Below are 4,383 nucleotides of genomic sequence, written 5' to 3'. Positions count from 1 at the left end.
TTTTTAACGTAGTCAGCGTGTCCAGGACAGTCTACGTGCGCATAGTGGCGGGTAGGCGTGTCATATTCAACGTGTGAAGTGGAGATGGTGATACCACGTGCTTTTTCTTCAGGTGCATTATCGATTTGATCGAATGCCTGAGCTGAACCACCGTAAGTCTTTGCAAGAACAGTAGTGATTGCTGCAGTCAGAGTGGTTTTACCGTGGTCAACGTGGCCGATTGTACCCACGTTTACGTGGGGTTTCGTACGTTCAAACTTTTCTTTTGCCATTTTTCTAGTATCCCAGCAAAGTTACGTTAAAAATAAAATTAATAGTATCAAACTTAAACATGAGCTGGGGAGAAATGGTGCTGATAGGCAGATTTGAACTGCCGACCTCACCCTTACCAAGGGTGCGCTCTACCAACTGAGCTATATCAGCACTTAAATGGAGCGGGCAGCGGGAATCGAACCCGCATCATCAGCTTGGAAGGCTGAGGTAATAGCCATTATACGATGCCCGCAATCCTAATTCTCTGGCCACCTCATAGAAAAAAGTGGTGGAGGGGGCAGGATTCGAACCTGCGAAGGCTGAGCCGGCAGATTTACAGTCTGCTCCCGTTGACCGCTTGGGTACCCCTCCAGAGATTGATGGTGCCGACTGCCGGAGTCGAACTGGCGACCTACTGATTACAAGTCAGTTGCTCTACCAACTGAGCTAAGTCGGCACTGCATCAAGTGGGTGCGCATTCTAGAGTAAGTTATTACTCCGTGCAAGTGTCTTTTTTGATTTTTTTCGTTTTTTTGTTTGAGTGCTTACTCATTCAACTATAACGAAAAATTGTTACGCAAAAAGCTGACTTCTCGCGTAGCGGGCAAGACCCTGCACCACCAAATTCGCGGAACGGATAGTAACAGTGGCGTCGTTAATTGCAAGCATATTTTTATCTCCGCCGCCTATAATTACAGCGAACTCGGTTCGTTTGCTTGCCAAATAACCAATTGCGGTTAAATAAACACCATTTATAGCTGCGTGACACCCTTGTGTTACACATTTTTCTGTATCCTGACCCAAGGCAATTTCTCTTGGTTCGAAGTCGTCAGAGGTAACATTTGCCGTGTTTTTAACCAGTGACTCCTGCATTAACCGAAACCCAGGAGTGATCCAACCGCCTAAATGTTCGCCATCCACCACAAAATCACAAGTGATTGCTGTACCTAAATCAATAACGCAAAACGCCAGGCTGGTCATTTGTTGAGCAGCGACCATGGCAAGCCATCTGTCTACCCCCAATTTAGACACATTTTCGTAGCTGTTTTTCACACCAAAATTTTCTTTTTCTGTGTGTATTTGCTCGCACCTGATTTTTTTTTGTGCGCAAGTAGTGACTATCCGCTCAGCAATGTCTCGTCGACCGACGTTCGAAAACACAATATGAGTAACGTTTTCGCTAATGATATAGTCACACAGCGTATTTACATCTGGGTGTACCCGGATATTGTCCTGTTCGACCTCTGCTAAGGTCACAGATTTAATACGTGAATTACCCGCATCGACGAGTAACACAGTGGATTCACATACCACGTAAACTCACCTCTCCGCCGTGAAAACGGGTAATACCATCAATGGTTTCAACTAGCAGCGCACCACTTTGATCCACGCCGCGGTCAATACCGGAAAAACGTTTATCGCCCATTTGCAGCACTATCTTTTTATCTGCGTAGAGATCCAGCGCTTCCCAATAGGGCACAAATTTGCCAAAACCTCGCTGGGTAAACTCAGGCAACATCTCCCGCAACGCTTCAATAATCGCTGCCGCGAGAAGATTCCTGTCAGGCGTCTTCCCAAGGTATCCGGTGAGATCACTATGAGGCTGCCCCACATCATACTGGCTATCAGGTACATTGACATTTAAGCCAATGCCAATAACGCTGTGTGCGGTAGCGCCAATTTGCCCCTCTACTTCAATTAATACACCGGCTAGCTTTCTGCCGTTCAGGTAAATGTCATTTGGCCACTTGAGTTGGGCATCTTCAATATTGAATTTGCGCAGCCCTTCGCAAATTGCTACGCCAACCAACAAAGACAGCCCAGCCATACTTTGATACCCGTCGGGAAATGACCAGTACATAGACATGGTTAAACTGCCGCCTACCGGTGCCGTCCATTTACGGCCGTGGCGACCTTTACCGTCGGTTTGCACTTCTGCGAGAATAACATCACCGTCTGCAAGATCATGCCGAGCTGTAGCGATGCGCTTCTTCATTTCCACATTAGTCGAGGCCAATACTGGCTCTACGTGAATGGTGGATAGCCTGGGGTGGCGTAAATGTCGCTTGATTTGCTCCGCATTTAACATGGAAAACCCCTGATTCAATCGGTAGCCCTTACCTTTCACCTTGAAAACGTCCAACCCCCACTCTGATAACTGGGATATATGCCCAGCCACTGCAGTTCTGGACAAGCTAACCTGTTGGGCAATAACCTCACCCGAATGAAACTGCCCGTCGGCTAACAAAGACAGGATGTGTTGTCGAATAAGCTTAGATGCCTGTTTCATATTGAAATTATTCCTTCTTTACCCACTAAGCGTACTTCGGGTTCGAGCAGGACACTGAACTTACTATACACCTCTCCAATAATATCCTGCGCTAAACTAATTACATCGCTACCTGTGGCTTTACCCGTATTAGTAAGCACCAAGGGCTGGGTAGGGTGACACCTGACGCCCCCTTTACTTTTACCCTTAAAGCCACATTGATCAATCAGCCAGGCTGCGGGTATCTTTACGCCATTTGCTACCTGAAACCCCGGGATAACCGGCCACTTCGCCTTGAGCGAGTTAAACTGTGTATGTGAAACAACCGGGTTTTTATAAAAGCTTCCTGCATTGCCTAAAATCGAGGGATCAGGTAACTTTGATCTTCTGATTTCAATTACCTTGTCATAGATTTTCCGAGCAGTTGGTTTTTCCAGTTCACGTAATTCACCGTAAGTGCAAACCGGAACCCATTGCTTAGGCAAAGCAAAATGAACTTTGGTTATCAACACTGTGTCTGCCAGTGAATGCTTAAATACACTGTCCCGATAACCAAACTGACATTCAGCATTTGGCAATGTGTGTTGAGTACCTGTTGTCAAATCAATGTACTCAACTTCCGTGATAAATTCACACACCTCGACACCATAAGCGCCTATATTTTGAATAGGAGAAGCACCTACAGAGCCTGGTATCAGGGCAAGATTTTCAAGGCCATACCACCCCATATCCGTACATTTGGTGACAAAGTCATGCCAGCTCTCGCCCCCGGAGACACTAAGACGATGGTGATCTTCGGTCTCGTGGTGGCAGATGCCCCTCATGTCATTGATCAGTATATGGCCATCAAAGTCTTCGAGGAATATGGTATTGCTTCCACCACCGAGAATATAAGTGCTTTGTGACGGGTTATACCGGGCCATAAATGCTGCGGCAGAATTAAAATAAGTAATAGTCCGCCCGTAGGACGGCAGATGAAAGGTATGATGTTGAGCAAGTGACAGCAAGGTACGTTCTGATTTTTAGTTTTACTAGCCCGTCATGGTAGGCCAAGCAGCAAAACATTAAAAGCCATCAGGACTGAATCAGGCTGATTTATATCGATTCACAGGGCATCGAAAGGAATTATTAGCTGTGAGCCTGAAAAAAATGAGTCGTGACATCAATCAGCCGCTTACAACTGACGTACTCCGTTGTAGTACGCCTACTAGCAGCGTTTTCAGACACTTTATAGCATACCCTGAGACCCGCGCGCTTTCCCGCCTCCATGTCAGAGGTTTTATCGCCGACAATAATACTAGCTGGTAAACTGATGTCGTGTTGTGCGGCGGCTTTAAGCAACATACCAGGTCGGGGCTTTCTGCAATTACAATCAAGTAGGTACTTGCCGAACCCCTGTGTGGCGTGATGAGGACAGTAATAAACATCCAGTAAACTGACCCCCTGGTCAGCAAAGGTCGCCGTCATCCACGAGGTCAATGCAGCAAAATCCCGCTCTGTATAATATCCACGGGCAATACCCGATTGATTTGTTACTACTACAATGTGGTATCCATGCTGTGTAATAGTTCGGCAAGCGTCAAATACACCGGGAATGAATTCAAACTGTTCGGGCTTATATATATAGCCGTGATCAACGTTTATCACACCATCACGGTCGAGAAAGAAGACTTTTTTAGACATTTACCGGCCACAATACGCAAACAGCGGGCAGTATAAACCAATTCTTTAAGGATTTTTATACCAAGCTCCTCTGGCAATTGATTTTATGATGACAACGACTCCCACATGGGGGTGAAGCGCGCAAGCAAAAAGGCCACCCCGCTAGGGATGGCCTTTTTGTTTTAATTGGGAGCCTGGCG

The 4,383-nt window shown here is 46.5% G+C and carries 5 protein-coding genes and 4 tRNA genes; all 9 read right to left on the bottom strand.

Annotated features, from left to right (window positions below):
- A partial coding sequence (locus tag KO518_RS08885; RefSeq protein ID WP_252736070.1) for a GTP-binding protein occupies window positions 1-272 on the bottom strand: 272 nt, incomplete at its 3' end.
- Window positions 273-347: 75 nt separating this feature from the next.
- A tRNA-Thr gene (locus tag KO518_RS08880) sits at window positions 348-423 on the bottom strand.
- 7 nt (window positions 424-430) lie between these two features.
- Window positions 431-505: transfer RNA gene (locus KO518_RS08875), tRNA-Gly, on the bottom strand.
- A gap of 34 nt (window positions 506-539) precedes the next feature.
- Window positions 540-624 (bottom strand) — tRNA-Tyr (locus KO518_RS08870).
- Between the two features lie 9 nt (window positions 625-633).
- Window positions 634-709, bottom strand: a tRNA-Thr gene (locus tag KO518_RS08865).
- Between the two features lie 116 nt (window positions 710-825).
- Window positions 826-1,566: a type III pantothenate kinase gene (locus tag KO518_RS08860; RefSeq protein WP_216025505.1), complete on the bottom strand. Its 741-nt coding sequence runs from the start codon at window positions 1,564-1,566 to the stop codon at window positions 826-828.
- A complete protein-coding gene (gene birA / locus KO518_RS08855; RefSeq protein ID WP_216025504.1) occupies window positions 1,556-2,542 on the bottom strand; it encodes a bifunctional biotin--[acetyl-CoA-carboxylase] ligase/biotin operon repressor BirA in 987 nt (328 codons plus the stop codon). The genes KO518_RS08860 and birA overlap by 11 nt, the downstream gene beginning before the upstream one ends.
- A complete protein-coding gene (gene murB / locus KO518_RS08850) occupies window positions 2,539-3,528 on the bottom strand; it encodes a UDP-N-acetylmuramate dehydrogenase (protein ID WP_216025503.1) in 990 nt (329 codons plus the stop codon). Before murB ends, birA begins: the two co-directional genes overlap by 4 nt.
- Window positions 3,529-3,649: 121 nt before the next feature.
- Complete coding sequence (gene gmhB / locus KO518_RS08845) at window positions 3,650-4,204, bottom strand: D-glycero-beta-D-manno-heptose 1,7-bisphosphate 7-phosphatase (protein ID WP_216025502.1); 555 nt, start codon at window positions 4,202-4,204, stop codon at window positions 3,650-3,652.
- Window positions 4,205-4,383: the final 179 nt, after the last annotated feature.

Source organism: Aestuariibacter sp. A3R04, from assembly GCF_018860805.1.
GTDB lineage: Bacteria > Pseudomonadota > Gammaproteobacteria > Enterobacterales > Alteromonadaceae > Alteromonas.
This window is presented reverse-complemented; position numbering and strand designations above follow the sequence as displayed.

What these genes read in the sequence shown, in the direction of transcription:
- birA (WP_216025504.1), bottom strand. Translation starts at nt 2,542, where the DNA reads ATGAAACAGGCATCTAAGCTTATTCGACAACACATCCTGTCTTTGTTA.
- gmhB (WP_216025502.1), bottom strand. Translation starts at nt 4,204, where the DNA reads ATGTCTAAAAAAGTCTTCTTTCTCGACCGTGATGGTGTGATAAACGTT.